Source organism: Sporosarcina koreensis (assembly GCF_000826145.2).
Classification (GTDB): Bacteria; Bacillota; Bacilli; order Bacillales_A; family Planococcaceae; genus Sporosarcina; species Sporosarcina trichiuri.
This window is the reverse complement of the sequence record NZ_LN651337.1, coordinates 1022496-1041209: the sequence shown is the minus strand read 5'-3', so window position 1 is coordinate 1041209 and position 18714 is coordinate 1022496. Positions and strand designations below refer to the sequence as shown.

Sequence of the window (18714 nt, the reverse complement as noted above, 5' to 3'; positions counted from 1 at the left end):
ACCTGTTGAGAGAGGAGGGACGGACATGCGGCGCAGTTGGATGTTCACAGCCATCCTGTTCATCGTCGGGTTCATGGTAGCTGTCCAGTACAATACCGTCCAGCAGCCTGATGAACGCGACACCCGTGATATATGGGCGATCCGTAACGAACTGGCGAAAGAGCGCAAACTCCATTCCGAACTGCTGACTGAAGTGCGGGGACTCGATGAAACTCTTAAGAAATACAGCGGGTCGGAAAAAGGACAAGCCGGACAAGCGCTGTCTGAGACGGTCCGGGAACTCCGTGAACAGGCAGGCATGACAGAACTCACCGGTCCCGGCATCGTCATCGATGTCAAGCCTTCCGAAGAAAGTATTGCACTCGGGACGCCCCTCCATGAAGTGAGTCCTGAACTGCTGACGCGTTTTGTCAACGACGCCAACCGTTTCAAGGATATCAACATGGAGATCGACGGAAAGCGGATCACCGCATTGAGTGCAATCCGGGATATCAACGGAAACACGACCGTCAATGGACTGCCCGTCCAGATTCCGCCATTCCAAATTAAAATCATATCAGCGGACATGAAGAATAGTGAAAAATTGTATAACTTTCTGCAATCGTCTTCGTTACTGGATGATTTCTATCTGGATGACTTTGTCCTGGAGATCAGCCAGCCGGCTGAAGACGTGACGATCAGCGGACGTACCGATCCGTTCGAAAATCGATTTTTGAAAGAACTGCCAAAGGGGGACTGACCATGTGGCTGCCGATATTAGGTCTCATACTCGGCGTATCACTCGGATTTCTGACGGACATACAAATACCGCAGGAATATGGCAACTACTTGTCAATTGCTGTCCTGGCGGCGCTTGATACGCTGCTTGGCGGTATACGGGCACATATGCAGCGCGTGTATGATGACCTGGTGTTCATCAGCGGATTCTTCTTCAACATCCTCCTTGCAGCGGCCCTTGCATTCCTCGGCGTCCACTTAGGAGTGGATCTCTATTTGGCTGCCATCTTCGCTTTCGGTGTGCGGCTGTTCCAGAACCTGGCTGTCATCCGGCGCATCCTGCTGACGAAATGGTCGGAGGTCCGCAAAGTTTCTGCGGCAAATAATTCAAAATGAAAGGATTTCGAGAGGAGATGGCGAAAATATTTAGACAACACACTCACAATACAATAGAATGGAAGAAGAGTCACAATGGGAGGTGCCAAAGATGAGTCAGTCAAATATGTATGTATCACTCGACATCGGGTCCTCCACTATCAAAGTCCTTATCGGTGAGGTGGATGGCGGATCCCTGCATGTGATCGGGGTCGGCAATGTACAATCCGCCGGTATCCGGAAAGGATCCATTGTGGACATAGACGCAACGGTCCAGTCGATTCGCAAAGCGGTCGAACAGGCGGAACGGATGACCGGCCTGCGTATCCAGGAAGTGATCCTCGGGATCCCTTCCAATGGAGTGGCGCTGCAGGACGTCAAAGGCGTTGTCGCCGTCAACTCCGAAAATCGTGAAATTACAGATGATGAATTGGATCGTGTCATGGAATCTGCGCAAGTGATGTCCGTTGCACCTGAACGCGAAATCGTGAATATTATCCCGAAACAGTTCATCGTCGATGATTATGATGAAATCAAGGATCCAAGGGGGATGATCGGTGTCCGTCTCGAAATGGACGGTACAATGATCACCACCTCGAAAACACTCGTGCACAATATTCTGCGCTGCGTGGAGCGTGCAGGCCTTTCCATCCGTGAAATCTACCTGCAGCCGCTCGCATCGGGGACATTCGCCCTGACAGAGGATGAGATGAACCATGGAACGGCGTTCATCGATATCGGCGGCGGGTCGACGACGGTGTCCGTATTTTGGGACAACCGGTTTGCGGCGACAGCGGTCCTGCCTGTAGGTGGCGACCATATTACAAAAGACCTTTCAATCATCCTGAAGACGCCGACGGAGCAGGCCCGCAAGATCAAACATCAATACGGCCATGCTTTCTATGATGATGCGTCGGATGATGAGCTGTTCGAGGTCCCGGTCATCGGGGCGGATACAAAAGACCAATACAGCCAAAAATACATATCGGAGATCATCGGAGTCCGTCTTGAGGAACTGTTCGAACTGGTTCTTGAAGAATTATACCGTATGGGCATCCGGGATCTGCCGGGTGGAGTTGTGCTGACAGGCGGCACAACGAAGATGGACGGCATCCTGCAGCTCGCGCGCCATGTCCTGAATACGCGTGTGCGAATTTATACGCCCGAGTATATCGGGGTGCGTGAACCGATGTATTCAACGGCGGTCGGTCTGATCCGTTATGCCAGCATGGAAGATGCATTCTTCGGGTTCCACAGCGCCGAATCGGTTGGACAGGCGAGCGAGGAAACCGCGACTGCGGCCCCAGTGAAAAAGAATCAGGAACCGAAACAGCAGAAGGAATCGATCATCGGCAAAACCAAACGCTTCTTCGACAGCTTTTTTGAATGAACCAATGCATGTCCAGTACTGAAGTTGAATGATTAGGAGGAAAATAAGATGCTAGAGTTTGATACAAATATCGAAGCACTCGCGGTCATCAAAGTAATCGGAGTTGGAGGCGGCGGCAATAACGCGGTCAACCGGATGATCGAACACGGTGTACAGGGCGTGGAATTCATCGCAGTGAATACGGATGCGCAGGCACTGAACTTGTCACAGGCTGAAGTGAAGCTGCAGATCGGCGGCAAGCTGACACGGGGACTGGGTGCAGGCGCCAACCCGGAGGTCGGTAAAAAGGCCGCTGAAGAGAGCCGCGAGCAGCTTGAAGAAGCGCTGCGCGGAGCGGATATGGTGTTCGTCACAGCAGGCATGGGCGGCGGAACCGGGACAGGTGCTGCACCTGTCATCGCGCAGGTCGCAAAAGACCTCGGCGCACTGACTGTCGGTGTCGTGACGCGGCCGTTCACATTCGAAGGACGCAAGCGGTCGACGCAGGCGATCGGCGGAATCACTGCTATGAAAGAATCGGTCGATACGCTGATCGTCATCCCGAACGATAAGCTGCTCGAAATCGTTGACAAGAACACACCGATGCTGGAAGCGTTCCGCGAAGCGGATAACGTCCTCCGTCAGGGTGTCCAGGGTATCTCAGACCTGATCGCCGTGCCGGGACTTATCAACCTGGACTTTGCAGACGTCAAGACAATCATGTCGAACAAAGGTTCAGCCCTTATGGGGATCGGTATGTCGACCGGTGAAAACCGGGCATCGGAGGCTGCGAAGAAAGCCATCTCCAGCCCGCTGCTCGAAACGTCGATCGACGGAGCGAAAGGTGTCCTCATGAATATCACGGGCGGTTCGAATCTGAGCCTGTTCGAAGTGCAGGAGGCTGCAGACATCGTCGCGTCCGCTTCGGATGAAGACGTCAACATGATCTTCGGTTCCGTCATCAACGACGATTTGAAAGACGAAATCGTCGTCACGGTCATCGCTACCGGCTTCACCGATGAACAGATCTCAGCAACGCGCGGAAACCGGACTTCGGGTTACGGCGGAGTCCGCCAGCGGGAGACACAGGCGCCGCAAAGCCATGCGCCGCAGTCCAATCCTGCACGGCATGAAGAGCCGCAGCACCACCAGCCTTCTCAGCAGGAGCCTGTGAGGAACCACACACCTCAACAGCAGCAGCAGCCGCAGGACGATGGTCTGGACATTCCGACCTTCTTGAGGAACCGGCGCCGCAAATAAATGAACATACAAAAAACCTCTGACATTTCTGTCGGAGGTTTTTTTCTTTTCTGACGTTCGGTTCCTGTCGAACTTTTTTCAGGAATGATGACGCAGACTGACAAAACTCTTACGGGATGCATGGTAGTCTTGCAGACAAGGAGGACAGCCTATGTATGGAGAAATCATGATCGGTGTCAATCTGGTATTCAATTACACTGTACTGGCGTTCGCCAATGCTGCGGGGCAGATGCGCACCAGCAGGAAGCGTCTCGCTGCCGCGGCATTTGCAGGAGCACTGCCGGCGGTTATCTTCCAAGGGTCACTGGCCGCTTCGGGTGCCGCCCTGCTTCTGATGGTCGGCACAGCTTTCGGGTTCAGGATGAAGCAGCTGGCCGGTGCAGCGGGACTCGTACTGATGGGCGCCCTCCTGGCAGGCGGACTGCTCTCGGCGATCCCCTTCAGCGAATGGGGGCAGGCGGGCCATGTCCGGACAGCACTTTTTGCAGGACTGGCATTCGCTGTGCTGCAGTTCGTCAAAGGGAAATGGCTGTCTGTCCGCCAGCTGAGCCGGCTTTCGGAATTCCGGAGCTCTTCCGTCCTTCGGCTCTTCGGCCGCTCCCTCCCCGTTGAAGTGTTCATCGATACGGGCAACAGCTGCACGGAACCGCTGTCAAATGATGCCGTCCACTTCGTCTCGCTGCGTGCTGTCCGGGAGGCCATACCGGAAACCCTGCTCCGCCGCCTGGAAAACGCATTGGATACAGGCATTCCCGACCTGTCGACGTTTCCTGAAGACAGCCGGAAGCTGCTGCGCCTGATACGGATCCAGACAGTGGACGGCACCGGCTGGGCAGTCGGCATCCGGTTCGATGAATGGGTCCTTGAAGGCGGCCGGCGGCTTGACCCAGGCTACATTGTACTGACTTCAGAGAACACCCGGTATCCGCATCAGGCGTCCGCAATCTTACACGTCTCAGCCTTGGAAACAGGAGAAGAAAGGGGAATGGTGCATGCTACATGAACTGAAGAAATGGCTTGCAGTCTTGTCTGGGATCTTCAAGAAGAAGAACGGAACATTTTATATCGGCGGTCATGAGTCGCTGCCGAAACCTCTCACACGCGAGGAAGAGGCCGAGACGATCGCCGCCTATATGGCCGGGGATCAGCAGGCGCGCGATCGCCTGATCGAGAAGAACCTCCGGCTTGTCGTCTACATCGCCCGCCGTTTCGATAATACGAATACGCATATCGAAGATTTGATCAGTATAGGGGCGATCGGTCTCATTAAGGCGATCGAGACGTTCAAAAGCGATAAGAACATCAAACTGGCAACGTATGCCTCACGCTGCATCGAAAACGAAATTCTGATGCATCTCAGGAAAACGAACCGTCTCCGTTCGGAAATCTCGTTCGATGAGCCGCTGAACTCCGATGCGGACGGCAACGAGCTTCTGCTGTCCGACATACTCGGGACGGATGAAGATATCATTACGGACGATGTCGAAAAGAAGATGGAGCGCCAGCATATGATCGAAGCGGTCACGACGCTCAGTGATCGTGAACGCCATATCATGGAATGCCGCTTCGGCCTGACAGGGAAGATGGAGATGACGCAGAAAGAGGTGGCCGACCTGCTCGGCATTTCCCAGTCTTATATTTCACGTCTCGAGAAGAAAATCATTTCGGATCTGCGTGAACGGCTCAACCAGCCGATCACCTGATGGGTATAATTGGCGGTATCGAAAACCGAATAGAACACCACTCCGGGGATAAGCTATCCTGTACAGTCATCTACAGAATACGGAGGAATTCAGATGGTACGTACAAGAGTGGAAATCTGCGGTATCGATACATCTACTTTGCCGCTTCTGTCGAGTGAGGTAATGAAAGAGACGTTCATCCGCCTGCAAAGCGGCGATGAATCCGCACGTGATGAGTTAGTGACAGCCAATTTACGTCTCGTCCTGAGTCTGGTCCAGCGGTTCGCCTATCGCGGTGAACCGGCGGATGATCTGTTCCAAGTCGGCTGTGTCGGCTTGCTGAAGTCGATCGACAACTTCGATTTAAAACATAATGTCAGGTTTTCAACATACGCTGTCCCGATGATCGTCGGGGAGATCAAGCGCCATCTGCGCGATCACCATACCGTCCGCGTGTCGAGGTCGCTGCGGGATATCGCTTATAAAGCCATCCGTGCGAAGGAAGATTTCATCAACGAACATCAGCGTGAACCGAGAATATCGGATCTGGCAGCGCTGACAGAAATCCCGGAAGAGGACATCCTGCTTGCATTGGACGCAATTCAGGACCCGATGTCACTCCACGAGCCGATGAACGGAGATGGCGGCGATCCGATCTATATGATGGATCAGCTGCATGACAAAACGGTTTCAGAAGAACGCTGGCTGACGTACGTGTCGATGAAGGAAACGATGACCGAGCTGGACGGCCGGCAGCAGCTGATCCTCTCCAAACGTTTCTACCTCGGCCAGACACAGACGGAAATCGCAAAAGAACTCGGGATTTCCCAGGCACAGATTTCAAGGCTCGAAAAGCAGGCGATCGCTCAAATACGAGCTGGCATGGAACAGAGCAAATAATGACTTGACGCAATGTGCATCGCGCATTGCGTTTTTTTTGCGGGCTTGTGCATAGACTGTGAAGAAGGAGGGATTCTATGCGGTTTTCAGAAATCCAAAAGAAAGAAGTGATCGATCTTAACCGCGGGAAGTTTCTCGGTTTCGTACAGGATGCTTCGATCGATGTCACAGACGGTAAAATACAGACGCTTCATATTGGTGGTACGGAGCGCTCGTTATTCATGGAGTCGCGGGTCAAGGACCAGAAACAGGTGAGATATGAGGAAGTGGTCACCATCGGTAAAGATATCGTGCTGATCCAAAAGAAACTGCCCCCTGGAATGACTAATCATTGATAACTGACGCACTGCTTGGTACAATGGAACAAAGTATCCAGAAAAGTAGTGAAGATGATGACACGTTTACAACAGCGAATCACCATAATCGAAGAGGACGTGCGCCAGGCGTGTGAACGGGCCGGCAGGGATCGCGGGGACGTAACAGTCGTTGCAGTCACAAAACAGGTGTCCGGACAGCGCGCAAAGGAAATTCTCGGCGAAGGGATCATCCATCTCGGGGAGAACCGTCCGGAAGGGCTTCTGGCCAAACAGGAAGTGATTCCTCAAGGTGCGGTCTGGCATTTCATCGGGAATGTCCAAAGCCGCAAAGTGAAGGAGATCATCGAACGGATCGACTACCTGCATTCCCTCGACCGCCTCAGCCTGGCGAAAGAGATCCAGAAACGTGCCGTCGAACCGATCGACTGCTTTGTACAGGTCAACGTCTCCGGTGAAGCTTCAAAATCGGGTCTTGCTCCGGACGAGACCGAAGAATTCATCAGTAAGCTGCGCGAATACGATAAGATACGTGTCATCGGCCTGATGACGATGGCACCGAATACGGAAGACGATCAGCTGATCCGATCCGTGTTCAGGAGTCTCCGCGAATTGCGGGACAAACTTGCTGCCAAGCAGATGCCGCATGCACCGGTGACGAAGTTGTCCATGGGGATGTCAAATGACTACATCATTGCAATCGAAGAGGGCGCAACCCATGTGAGGATCGGGACAGCACTCGTCGGTTCGGAAAGCGGGGGAGACGAATGAGCATCAAAAACAAATTCGAGAAATGGTTCTACCTTGACGAGGAAGAAGCGGCAGCCCAGGAGGCGGAAGTCCGGCAGCCGGCGCCTGTGAAACAGGAGCGCAAGCCGGGCAAACCGGCTCCGATGAAAAACGCCCCGATGCCGAAACCATCCCGTGAAAACCAGCCGGCCGGGAACATTGTCAGCCTCCAGAGCGTCCAGAAATCATCGAAGGTCGTTCTTTTGGAACCGAGGGTCTATGCAGAAGCCCAGGACATTTCCGAGCATCTGATGAACAAGCGTGCTGTCATCGTCAACCTGCAGCGGATTGACCGCGATCAGGGCGTCCGGATCGTCGACTTCCTGAGCGGTTCCGTCTATGCGCTCAACGGGGACATCCAGCGGATCGGCACGGATATATTCCTCTGCGTGCCTGAAAACGTCGAAGTGAATGGCTCCATCTCCGACTATATGAATGAAAGAAACTGAATGAGGTGTACCGACCGTAATGGATTTATTACTGCTTCAACTATTTAAAGTGATCAGCTTAGCGCTGACTGTCTACTCGATAGCTCTTGTCATCTATATCCTGATGTCATGGGTGCCGGCTTCGCGGGATACTGCGTTCGGAAGGATTCTAGAAAAGATTGCAGAACCTTATTTGGGGTTTTTTCGGAAATTCATCCCGCCGCTCGGCATGATCGATATTTCTCCAATCGTAGCATTGCTTGCGCTCCGTCTGATCGAAAGAGGGCTCGCATCGATATTCATCTGGCTGCTGAATGTCCTGTAAGTACAGGATTACCAGACCTGACAGAAAACATCACATCCTCACTCCGTGGGGATTTTTTTATAAGGAGACAGACCAATGGATGGCATCTTGCAGCATTTCAGAAAAGAAGAACAGCCCTTTGTCGAACTCGTGCAGGACTGGGTCCGGGAAGTCGAGGACCTCTATTCCCCGAAACTGACAGGTTTCCTCGATCCGCGTGAGCGGTTCATCGTCCAGTCGGTGGTCCGGGGAAGCGGCCTCCTGACAGCGGAACACGGCGGTTTCCAGGAGGCCGAACGGAAACGGCTGCTTCTGTATCCCGATTATTATGCACCGACGGAGGAAGATTTCCAGATTGCCGTCTTCGCCATCCGCTATGCGGCGAAATTCGTGACACTCGAACACCCGGCCATTCTCGGTTCCCTGATGGGGCTCGGTCTCGACCGCTCGAAATTCGGGGACATCCGTCTGGAAGGCGAAGCCGCCCAGTTTGCAGCCGCCTCGGAAATCGGCGCGTATCTGGAGGCGAATTTCACATCCGCCGGAAAAGCGAAAGTCCGTCTTGAAGAAGTCGGCACGCCCGAAGAGTATATCGAGACGGACGAAGAATGGACGGAGGAGACCCGGATTGTCAGCTCCCTCCGCCTGGATACCGTCCTGTCTTCACTGCTCAATAGTGCCAGGCAGAAATCGGCTTCGTATATAACAGGCGGAAAAGTGAAAGTGAACTGGCGTGTCGTCGAGCAGCCGTCTTTCGAACTGAACGAATCGGACGTGCTATCCGTCCGGGGGTACGGGCGCTTCAAAGTGATCGCCATCGAAGGGCGCACGAAAAAGGACAAGATCCGTCTGGTTGCCGGGAAGTTGGAATGATTTTTCAGGGACGGACTTTAGAAAAAGCCGGTTTTCTGTTATAGTCAACGGTAGATGCATTAAGATCATCAAAAGGGGAGAGACTTGAATGGCGCTTACACCAATTGATATACATAACAAGACGTTCGGCAGCAGATGGCGGGGCTACGACGAAGACGAAGTGAACGAATTCCTGGAGCAGCTCATGAAAGACTACGAAAACCTGATGAACGAAAACAAGGAATTGACACGCAAACTGAAGGAGACCGAAGATCAGATTGCGCATTTCAATGCGATCGAGGATACGCTGCAGAAGTCGATCATGGTGGCGCAGGAAGCGGCTGAAGACGTCCGCCGCAACTCCACACAGGAAGCGAAGCTGATCATCAAGGAAGCGGAGAAGAATGCAGACCGCATCGTCAATGAAGCACTCTCCCGTTCCCGTGAAATCTCGATGGAAATCGACGACTTGAAGAAGCAGTCGAAAATCTTCCGAAACCGCTTCCGCATGCTGATCGAAGCCCAGCTGGACCTAGTGAAAATGGATGACTGGGATGAACTGCTGGAATATGAGGCAAACACGAAGAAGCTCGAAACAGCGGCCGCAGACGACGAGTGACCGCAGCTTGACGAAAGACCCTGCCGCAATTATAATATGGTTCATATTACAAGACAGGCGCTGAAAGAGACAGTACTTTCCAGACAGGTGTGATGCCAGCGAGCCGGGGAGGGTGGGAGCCCGGCCAGACACATGGGAAGGAAGATCACTCCGGAGCCGGACTGCCGACCGCAGTCCCGGAACACACCCCGTTACGGTGTTCGAGAGGCAGCTGTATGACGCAGCTGCAACTAGGGTGGTAACGCGAGCACAATCCTCGTCCCTTTTTGGGGACGGGGATTTTTAGCGTTCAGGATAGTGGATGTACGTGCTTGGGACCGAGCTTGGATGACTAGAAACCGAGGAGGAATTGGAATGGATTATAAAGAAACACTGCTGATGCCGAAAACGGACTTCCCGATGCGCGGCGGCCTGCCAACGAAAGAACCGCAGATGCAGGAGAAATGGGATCAGGAAAACATGTACCGGAAAGTGCAGGAACGCACAAAAGGCCGGCCGGTGTTCATCCTGCATGACGGACCGCCTTATGCGAATGGCGATCTCCATATGGGGCATGCGCTCAATAAGGTGCTGAAGGATATCATCGTCCGCCATAAATCCATGACGGGCTACCATGCGCCGTACGTGCCGGGCTGGGATACGCACGGTCTGCCGATCGAGCAGGCACTCGTGAACAAAGGGGTCAAACGGAAAGAGCACAGCATCGCGGAATTCCGTGAAATGTGCAAAGAATACGCCCTTCAGCAGATCGACAACCAGCGCTCGCAATTCAAGCGGCTCGGTGTGCGCGGTGACTGGGAGAACCCGTACATCACACTGAAGCCTGCATTTGAAGCGCGGCAGATCAAAGTGTTCGGTGATATGGCGAAAAAAGGCTATATCTACAAAGGACTCAAGCCTGTCTACTGGTCCCCATCATCGGAAACCGCTTTGGCGGAAGCGGAGATCGAGTATCAGGACAAAAAGTCGCCGTCCATCTACGTCAGCTTCCCGGTCCGTGACGGAAAAGGTCTTCTGGACGATGACGTCAACTTCCTGATCTGGACGACGACACCTTGGACGATTCCTGCAAATCTTGGTATTTCCGTGCATCCGGACTTCGTCTATACGGTTGTTGCAACAGGCGGGAAAAAGTTCCTCGTGGCAAAGGACCTCGTCAAACAGCTGGCAGAGGAACTTGCATGGGAGGATTATGAGACAGCAGGCGAATACAAAGGCCGCGAACTTGAACTGATGACTGCAAGCCATCCGCTCTATGACCGTGAATCCCTCGTCATGCTCGGCGAACACGTCACAGCAGATGCAGGTACGGGCTGCGTCCATACAGCACCCGGCCACGGGGAAGATGACTTCCACGTCGGCAAGAAATACGGGCTCGGCGTCCTGTCCCCTGTCAATGACCGCGGTGTCATGACGGCGGAGGCCCCGATGTTCGAAGGCCTCTTCTACGAAGACGCGAACAAAGCGATCACCGAAAAGCTGAAGGAAGTTGGCGCACTCGAAAAGCTGTCATTCTTCACCCACTCCTATCCGCACGACTGGCGGACGAAGAAACCGGTCATCTTCCGGGCGACGTCCCAGTGGTTCGCGTCGATCGAGTCATTCCGCGGTGAACTGCTGGAAGCGATCCGCAACACGAAGTTCACGCCGGCCTGGGGCGAGACGCGCCTGTTCAACATGGTGCGCGACCGCGGGGACTGGTGTATTTCCCGGCAGCGTGTATGGGGTGTTCCGATCCCGGTATTCTATACGGAGAATGACGAGCCGATCATCACAGATGAGACGATCGATCACATTTCCAATCTGTTCCGTGAACACGGATCGAACATCTGGTTCGAGTGGGACACGAAAGACCTGCTTCCGGAAGGGTTCACTCATCCGGGCAGCCCGAACGGTTCGTTCACGAAAGAGACGGATATCATGGATGTCTGGTTCGACTCGGGATCGACCCATCAGGGTGTGCTTGTGGAGCGTGACGACCTGTCGTATCCGGCGGACCTGTACCTGGAAGGCTCCGACCAGTACCGCGGATGGTTCAACTCATCCCTGACGACAAGCGTCGCCATCAACGGCATCGCCCCTTACAAGGGACTGCTGAGCCATGGCTTCACCCTCGACGGCGAAGGCCGTAAAATGAGTAAATCGATCGGCAACGTCATCCTGCCGTCCAAAGTGATGAACCAGTTCGGTGCCGATATCCTGCGCCTGTGGGTAGCTTCCGTCGACTATACAGCGGACGTCCGCGTGTCCGACTCGAACTTCAAACAGGTGTCCGAAGTGTACCGGAAGATCCGCAACACGGTCCGGTTCCTTCACGGTAATACGTCAGACTTCAATCCGGCGGAGGATGCAGTGCCGTTCAGCGGGCTCCGTCCTGTCGATCAGTATGTCTACGCGAAACTGCAGGACCTGATCCGCGAAGTGCGCGATGCGTATGAGAACTATGAATTCGCAGTCGTCTATCATGCCATCAACTCGTTCTGTACGAACACATTGAGCTCATTCTACCTGGATATCGCAAAAGACGTCGTCTATATCGAAGCTGCGGACCATCCGCACCGCCGGGCGATGCAGACGGTCATGTACGAAGCGCTGATCACCCTGCTCAAACTCGCAGCACCGATCCTTCCGCATACAGCGGATGAAATGTGGGCGTATCTCGAGCATGAAACAGCAGAGAGCATCCAGCTGACGGATATGCCGGATGCGCAGGATCTCGGAACCGAAGAACTGCGCAGCGCATTCGACCAGCTGATGGCTGTCCGCGATGATGTATTGAAAGCACTGGAAGAAGCACGGAACAGCAAAGTGATCGGCAAATCGCTCGAGGCGCATGTCTCCGTCGCGCTCCGCGATGACCTTGCTCCGCTTTTTGAAACCGGGGACATCAACTTCGCCCAGTTCTTCATCGTTTCGGAATTCAGCGTCATGCCGGAATCGGAGCTGCCTGCACAGGCGGAACAATTCCCGTCCGGCAAGATCGCCGTCGGGAAAGCGTCCGGTGAAAAATGTGAACGCTGCTGGACGATTTCAGAAACGGTCGGGCAGGACGGCAAGTATCCGGAACTGTGCGCACGCTGTGCAGACGTCGTATCGCACCATTACGCATAATTGACAACATCCGACACTGCAGAGACGCCGGCCAGCCGGCTGCTGCAGTGTCTTTTGCGTGACGTGCCGTTTGGCGTGTACGCAGCCCTCCGGGGTATGATAAACTTAAACCGACACTGCAGGACGGAGGGAACAGGTTTGCTGATTTATTACAGTATCGCGGTGATTGTCATTTTGCTCGACCAGCTGACAAAATGGGCAGTCGTATCTTCAATGGAAATCCGGGAGCGTATTCCGCTGATCGACCCGTATCTCAGTCTGCTGTCCCATCGGAACCGCGGCGCGGCATGGGGCATGCTGGAAGGGCAGATGTGGCTGTTCGCCATCGTGACGGTCGCGGTCATCGCAGGCATCGTCTACTTCTTCCAGAAGGAAGCGAAAGGCAGGCCGCTGTTCGCCTGGGGACTGATGCTGCTGCTGGGCGGAGCGATCGGTAACTTCATCGATCGGATGGTACGCGGGGAAGTCGTCGATTTCGTCAGTGTCCTCATCCCGGTCATCAACTATGATTTCCCGATATTCAACGTGGCGGATGCCGCATTGACGATCGGTGTCATTCTCGTCATCCTGCATCTTTTATTGGAAGAAAAAAAGGATAAGAAAGCAAAGGTGGACTAATGGAGCAGATTCAATACATCATCGAACACGAAACAGCCGGGGAGCGGATCGACAAAGCACTGACAGCCGCCAATCCCGACTGGTCACGGACGCTCATCCAGCAATGGGTGAAAGAGGGGATCGTGCTTGTCAACGGCAGCACGGTGAAGGCGAATTACAAGGTGAAGGACGGCGACGTGCTGACGGTCGATGAGCCGGAGCCGGAAGAACTCGATATCCCTGCAGAAGATCTGGATCTTGATATCGTCTATGAAGATAAGGATGTGCTTGTCGTCAATAAGCCGAGCGGGATGGTCGTCCATCCGGCACCCGGCCATACGACAGGGACGCTTGTGAACGGTCTCATGTATCATTGTGACGACCTGTCGGGCATCAACGGCGTCATGCGCCCCGGGATCGTACACCGGATCGACAAGGATACTTCCGGGCTGCTCATGGTAGCGAAGAACGACAAGGCCCATGCCTCGCTTGTGGATCAGCTTATGGCGAAATCAGTGACGCGTGTCTATACAGCCCTCGTGCACGGACATATCCCGCATGACAACGGCACGATCGACGCGCCGATCGGCAGGAATCCGAAAGACCGGCAGAGCATGGCGGTCGAGAATAACGGCAAAAATGCCGTCACCCACTTCAAAGTGCTGGAACGTTTCGGGGATTTCACACTCGTCGAATGCCGGCTGGAGACGGGGAGGACCCATCAGATCCGTGTCCATATGAAATATATCGGCCATCCGCTTGCGGGAGATCCGAAATACGGACCGAAAAAGACGATCGAGTTCGACGGACAGGCATTGCACGCAGGTACGCTCGGATTCGTCCATCCCGTATCCGGCGAGTATATGGAATTCGAAACGCCGCTGCCTGAAAATTACAGACAGCTGCTGGATGAGATGCGCGCAAAATAAGGTTGACGCGCATTCCGGAACACGGTATGCTTGTAATAGAAATCGAATAGCGGACCTTTAATGCCAATCCAGAGAGGTTGGGAAGGATGCACGGATTTCCAGGACGCCTGCCTGAGGGGGAGGCTGTCATCTGGATACGATTGCGCATGCAAACCTTCCTGCCCGAACGACGGCCGGAAGGTTTTTTGTTTGGGCACAGACATGCCGCTGAGACGTCACAAGTGGAAATCGAGGAGGAACCGGAATGGCAGAAAAAGCGAATATCTTGGATGAAAGTGCGATCAACCGTGCACTGACACGGATCGCCCATGAAATCATCGAACGCAACAAAGGGATCGACCATTGCATACTTGTCGGCATCAAGACACGGGGAGCTTTCCTGGCAGCCCGGCTGGCGGAGAAGATCGAACAGATCGAAGGCCGCCCAATCCGGACAGGCGAACTCGATATTTCGCTGTACCGGGATGACCTCGGACTGAAATACGAGAACAAGGAGCCCCTGGTGAAACAGGTCGATATCAACTACAGCCTGGCAGATGAAAAGGTCGTGCTGATCGATGATGTGCTCTATACAGGAAGAACTGTGCGGGCTGCGATGGATGCGGTCATGGATCTCGGCCGGCCGGCAGCGATCCAGCTGGCGGTGCTCGTCGACCGGGGACACCGGGAACTGCCGATCCGCCCGGATTTCGTCGGGAAGAACATCCCGACATCGAGCGGTGAGCGGGTCGTCGTCAACTTGACGGAATCCGACAGCGAAGACAGTGTCACCATCCATTCCAGATAATCGACCCAAGATTCGGAGGCTGTATGCAAATGGCAGAAAAAGTATTGGACGTCCATGAAAAACCGGAAGCCGGCAAATGGCTTGCGCTCAGTCTCCAGCATATGTTCGCGATGTTCGGGGCGACGATACTCGTCCCCCAGCTCGTCGGACTGAGCCCTGCAATCGCACTGCTGACGAGCGGAATCGCAACACTGGTGTTCATCGTCATAACGCAGGGGAAAGTGCCCGCCTACCTCGGCTCCTCATTCGCCTTCATCGTACCGATCCAGGTGGCGACGAAAACAGGCGGAATCGGCAGCGCCATGATCGGCAGCATGTTCGTCGCACTTGTTTACGCGATCGTGTCACTCATCATCTGGAAGACCGGGCATAAGTGGATCATGAACATCCTGCCGCCGGTCGTTGTCGGGCCGGTCATCATGGTGATCGGTCTCGCAGTCGCACCGACGGCTGTCGGGATGGCGAGCCGCATCGACGTGGACGGCGTGTCCACCTACAGTCTTCTTCATTTTTCGGCAGCGATCGTCACGCTGGCCGCCGCGGTCATCTGCATGATGTTCTTCCGCGGCGTCATAAGCCTGATGCCTGTGCTGATCGGAATCATCATCGGCTACATCTACTCGGCGGTCATCGGTATCCTGGACTTCCAGCCTGTCATGGAGGCGAAGTGGTTCGCATTTCCGGACTTCCTGATTCCGGGCGTCACATATGACTTCGTCGTGACACCGACACTGCTGTTCATCATGGTGCCGATCGCGATTGTCACGATTTCCGAGCATATCGGCCATCAGCTCGTGCTCGGCAAGGTCGTGGAGCGGGATTTCATCCGCGATCCGGGGCTGAACCGCTCGCTGCTCGGTGACGGGGTCGGGACGCTGATCAGCGGTCTGCTCGGCGGACCGCCGAAGACGACGTATGGCGAGAACATCGGCGTCATGGCGATCACCCGGGTCTACAGCGTGTATGTCATCGTCGGAGCCGCCGTGTTCGCCATCCTGTTTTCGTTCCTCGGAAAAGTGATGGCGCTCATCGCAACGATTCCGACAGCGGTGCTCGGCGGAATTTCGATCCTGCTTTTCGGGATCATCGCATCATCCGGCCTCCGTATGCTCGTCGACAACCATGTGGATTTCGACAACCAGCGCAACCTGGTCATCACGTCGATCATCCTGGTCATCGGCATCGGCGGCGCCTCGCTCAATTTCAGCGAGACATTCCATATCGAAGGGATGGCACTGGCAGCGATCGTCGGCGTGCTGCTCAATCTGCTGCTGCCTGGCCGGGAGAAGCAGACACTCGAGGATCATCCGGAAGATCCGATCTTCATCAGCAAAGACAACTGAATACGCGTGACCTTTTAACATTGTACTGAGAGACAAGGAAAGGTTTATGTGAATGGTGTCCTGGACTGACAGGACCCGTCTGTACATAAATAGCCTTCCTGCCTGCCGGGAAGGCTTTTTTTACGGCCTTTCCTCAACTAAAGGAGGATGACAGCATGGAAAACTTACTGACAATGACACAATTCAACGAAGAGGAAATCATGGAGATCCTGAATTATGCGGAATATTTGAAGCGCCACGGCATCCGTGAATTGCCCGGGAAATACTTGGTGAGCAACCTGTTCTTCGAACCGAGCACCCGGACGAAACTGAGCTTCGAAATCGCGGAACGGAAATTGGGTCTTGAGATCATCCAGTTCGATCCGGGCCACTCGAGCACGACAAAAGGGGAGACGCTGTTCGATACAGTGAAGACCCTGGAAGCGCTCGGTGTCAACGCGGTGGTCATCCGTCATCCCGAAAAGGATTATTACAAGCAGCTGGAAGGCATCAGGATCCCCGTCTTCAACGGAGGGGACGGCACTGGTCAGCATCCGAGCCAGTCGCTGCTGGACCTGTTCACCATCAAAGAGGAATTCGGCAGTTTCCGCGGCTTGAATATCGTCATCGCAGGAGATCTGTCACACAGCCGCGTCGCCGCTTCCAATGCCGAAGCGCTGAGGAAGCTCGGTGCGAACGTCAGTTTCGTCTGCCCGCCGGAATGGTCCGGCGACTACGATGCGCTGCCGGAGTGGGATCAGATCATCGGAAAAGCGGATGTCGTCATGCTGCTGCGTGTGCAGCACGAGCGCCATGATGAAAAGATGAGCTATTCGAAAGAGGAATACCACGCCCGCTACGGTCTGACCGAAGAACGCGCAGCAAAGTTGAAAGAGGATGCAATCATCATGCATCCTGCGCCCATCAACTGGGGTGTCGAAATCGCTGAATCACTCATGCATCATGCGAAGCTGCGTGTCTACGAAGCGGTGGAGAACGGTGTCTATATCCGCGCGGCAGCGATGGAAATGATTTTACGGGGAGGAAACGTACATGCACAAGCTGCTCCGAAATATCTGGCTATATGATGAAACACCCGAAGACCTGAAGGACGTCCGTATCCGGGACGGGCGGATCGAGGAAATCGGGAAGGGACTTGCGGAAAACGATGCAGAACTGATCGATGGCAAGGGGCTTTGTCTCGCACCCGGGTTCGTCGATGTCCACGTCCACTTGCGTGAACCGGGCGGAGAACGGAAAGAGACGATTGCGACCGGTACGGAAGCGGCGGCAAAAGGCGGCTATACGACAATCTGCGCAATGCCGAACACGCGGCCTGTCCCGGACACGGCGGAAAATTTGGAATACGTCAATGACTTGATACGCCAGCATGCATCGATCCGGGTGCTGCCGTACGCATCCATTACGATCCGGGAAGCCGGGAAGGAGCGGACGGACCTTGCAGAACTGAAAGCGCATGGTGCCTTCGCGTTCACGGATGACGGCGTCGGCATCCAGGAAGCCGGGATGATGTACGAGACGATGCAGGATGCCGCGAAGCTCGATATGGCGGTCGTCGCCCATTGCGAAGACAATACACTGATCTATGGCGGCGCGATGCACGAAGGGATCCGCAACAAGGAACTCGGACTGCCGGGCATCCCGTCAGTGGCTGAGTCGGTCCACATTGCACGGGACATCCTGCTCGCTGAAGCGGCAGGCGCCCACTACCACGTATGCCATGTCAGCACGAAGGAATCCGTCCGGGTGATCCGGGATGCGAAACGGGCAGGCGTGCGTGTCACCGCTGAAGTGACACCGCATCATCTGCTGCTGACCGAGCACGATATTCCCGGCGACGACGCGATGTGGAAGATGAACCCGCCGCTCCGGGGACATGAGGACCTGGCAGCTCTGAGAGAAGGGCTGTTCGACGGCACAATCGATTTCATCGCCACTGACCATGCACCGCATACAGCGGAGGAAAAAGCGGCAGGATTCAAGAAGGCGCCGTTCGGGATCACAGGGTTCGAAACAGCCTTCCCGCTTCTGTATACGCACTTCGTAAAAAACGGGGACTGGTCGCTGAAGCAGCTTGTGGATTGGCTTGCAGGTAAGCCGGCTGACGTATTCCGCCTTCCTTACGGGAAGCTCGCAAAAGGAATACCGGCGGATCTCGTGCTGCTCGATCTGTCGGCAGAACGGACGATCGAGCCGGCGTCATTCCTCTCAAAAGGCAAGAACACGCCATTCGGAGGGACGACATGTACAGGATGGCCTGTCATGACGCTGTACGGCGGACAGACAGTCTATGAAGATAAGGAATAGGAAACACAGATAAGACAGAGCAAACAGACAG

The 18714-nt window shown here is 54.6% G+C and carries 20 protein-coding genes and 1 other annotated feature; all 20 genes read left to right on the top strand.

From position 1 onward, the window contains the following. Nucleotides 1-25 precede the first annotated feature (25 nt). The 20 genes from BN1190_RS10950 (at nt 26) to BN1190_RS10855 (ending at nt 18683) form a co-directional block, all read left to right on the top strand. Nucleotides 26-739, top strand: a complete 714-nt coding sequence (locus tag BN1190_RS10950) for a DUF881 domain-containing protein (protein ID WP_040286934.1) — start codon at nt 26-28, stop codon at nt 737-739. Nucleotides 740-741: 2 nt separating this feature from the next. Further along, the gene (locus tag BN1190_RS10945; RefSeq protein WP_040286933.1) at nt 742-1113 is read left to right on the top strand and encodes a small basic family protein; all 372 of its coding nucleotides are present in this window, start codon (nt 742-744) and stop codon (nt 1111-1113) included. Nucleotides 1114-1204: 91 nt separating this feature from the next. Continuing rightward, entirely contained in the window at nt 1205-2482 is a 1278-nt protein-coding gene (gene ftsA, locus BN1190_RS10940) for a cell division protein FtsA (RefSeq protein WP_040286932.1), read from the top strand. Between the two features lie 48 nt (nt 2483-2530). Then, nucleotides 2531-3721: a cell division protein FtsZ gene (ftsZ, locus tag BN1190_RS10935; protein WP_040286931.1), complete on the top strand. Its 1191-nt coding sequence runs from the start codon at nt 2531-2533 to the stop codon at nt 3719-3721. A gap of 151 nt (nt 3722-3872) precedes the next feature. After that, the gene (locus tag BN1190_RS10930; RefSeq protein WP_040286930.1) at nt 3873-4724 is read left to right on the top strand and encodes a sigma-E processing peptidase SpoIIGA; all 852 of its coding nucleotides are present in this window, start codon (nt 3873-3875) and stop codon (nt 4722-4724) included. Then, nucleotides 4714-5424, top strand: coding sequence for an RNA polymerase sporulation sigma factor SigE (gene sigE, locus BN1190_RS10925; protein ID WP_040286929.1), 711 nt, complete (start codon nt 4714-4716; stop codon nt 5422-5424). Before BN1190_RS10930 ends, sigE begins: the two co-directional genes overlap by 11 nt. 93 nt (nt 5425-5517) lie before the next feature. After that, on the top strand, nt 5518-6303 hold the full coding sequence (gene sigG, locus BN1190_RS10920; protein ID WP_040286928.1) for an RNA polymerase sporulation sigma factor SigG: 786 nt from the start codon (nt 5518-5520) through the stop codon (nt 6301-6303). A gap of 77 nt (nt 6304-6380) precedes the next feature. Beyond that, nucleotides 6381-6638, top strand: a complete 258-nt coding sequence (locus tag BN1190_RS10915) for a PRC-barrel domain-containing protein (protein ID WP_040286927.1) — start codon at nt 6381-6383, stop codon at nt 6636-6638. 57 nt (nt 6639-6695) lie between these two features. Then, nucleotides 6696-7388, top strand: coding sequence for a YggS family pyridoxal phosphate-dependent enzyme (locus BN1190_RS10910; RefSeq protein WP_040287285.1), 693 nt, complete (start codon nt 6696-6698; stop codon nt 7386-7388). Next, nucleotides 7385-7855, top strand: a complete 471-nt coding sequence (locus BN1190_RS10905; RefSeq protein WP_040286926.1) for a cell division protein SepF — start codon at nt 7385-7387, stop codon at nt 7853-7855. The genes BN1190_RS10910 and BN1190_RS10905 overlap by 4 nt, the downstream gene beginning before the upstream one ends. Nucleotides 7856-7874: 19 nt before the next feature. Next, on the top strand, nt 7875-8159 hold the full coding sequence (locus tag BN1190_RS10900; protein WP_040286925.1) for a YggT family protein: 285 nt from the start codon (nt 7875-7877) through the stop codon (nt 8157-8159). Nucleotides 8160-8234: 75 nt separating this feature from the next. After that, a complete protein-coding gene (locus BN1190_RS10895) occupies nt 8235-9011 on the top strand; it encodes an RNA-binding protein (RefSeq protein ID WP_040286924.1) in 777 nt (258 codons plus the stop codon). Nucleotides 9012-9099: 88 nt separating this feature from the next. Continuing rightward, the gene (locus tag BN1190_RS10890) at nt 9100-9609 is read left to right on the top strand and encodes a DivIVA domain-containing protein (RefSeq protein ID WP_040286923.1); all 510 of its coding nucleotides are present in this window, start codon (nt 9100-9102) and stop codon (nt 9607-9609) included. Between the two features lie 51 nt (nt 9610-9660). Continuing rightward, nucleotides 9661-9876 (top strand) — a binding site (T-box leader). 87 nt (nt 9877-9963) lie between these two features. Then, entirely contained in the window at nt 9964-12720 is a 2757-nt protein-coding gene (ileS, locus tag BN1190_RS10885) for an isoleucine--tRNA ligase (protein WP_040286922.1), read from the top strand. A gap of 138 nt (nt 12721-12858) precedes the next feature. Continuing rightward, a complete protein-coding gene (gene lspA, locus BN1190_RS10880) occupies nt 12859-13338 on the top strand; it encodes a signal peptidase II (RefSeq protein ID WP_040286921.1) in 480 nt (159 codons plus the stop codon). Beyond that, nucleotides 13338-14246 carry an RluA family pseudouridine synthase gene (locus BN1190_RS10875; RefSeq protein ID WP_040286920.1) on the top strand — a complete coding sequence of 303 codons (909 nt, stop codon included), beginning with the start codon at nt 13338-13340 and terminating at the stop codon, nt 14244-14246. Before lspA ends, BN1190_RS10875 begins: the two co-directional genes overlap by 1 nt. A 244-nt stretch (nt 14247-14490) precedes the next feature. Next, nucleotides 14491-15033: a bifunctional pyr operon transcriptional regulator/uracil phosphoribosyltransferase PyrR gene (pyrR, locus tag BN1190_RS10870; protein ID WP_040286919.1), complete on the top strand. Its 543-nt coding sequence runs from the start codon at nt 14491-14493 to the stop codon at nt 15031-15033. 29 nt (nt 15034-15062) lie between these two features. Further along, on the top strand, nt 15063-16376 hold the full coding sequence (locus tag BN1190_RS10865; RefSeq protein WP_040286918.1) for a solute carrier family 23 protein: 1314 nt from the start codon (nt 15063-15065) through the stop codon (nt 16374-16376). Nucleotides 16377-16531: 155 nt separating this feature from the next. After that, nucleotides 16532-17443 (top strand): aspartate carbamoyltransferase catalytic subunit, encoded by a 912-nt coding sequence (locus tag BN1190_RS10860; protein WP_040286917.1) that lies wholly within the window; start codon nt 16532-16534, stop codon nt 17441-17443. Further along, nucleotides 17409-18683, top strand: coding sequence for a dihydroorotase (locus BN1190_RS10855; RefSeq protein WP_040286916.1), 1275 nt, complete (start codon nt 17409-17411; stop codon nt 18681-18683). The genes BN1190_RS10860 and BN1190_RS10855 overlap by 35 nt, the downstream gene beginning before the upstream one ends. The last annotated feature ends 31 nt before the right edge of the window (nt 18684-18714 follow it).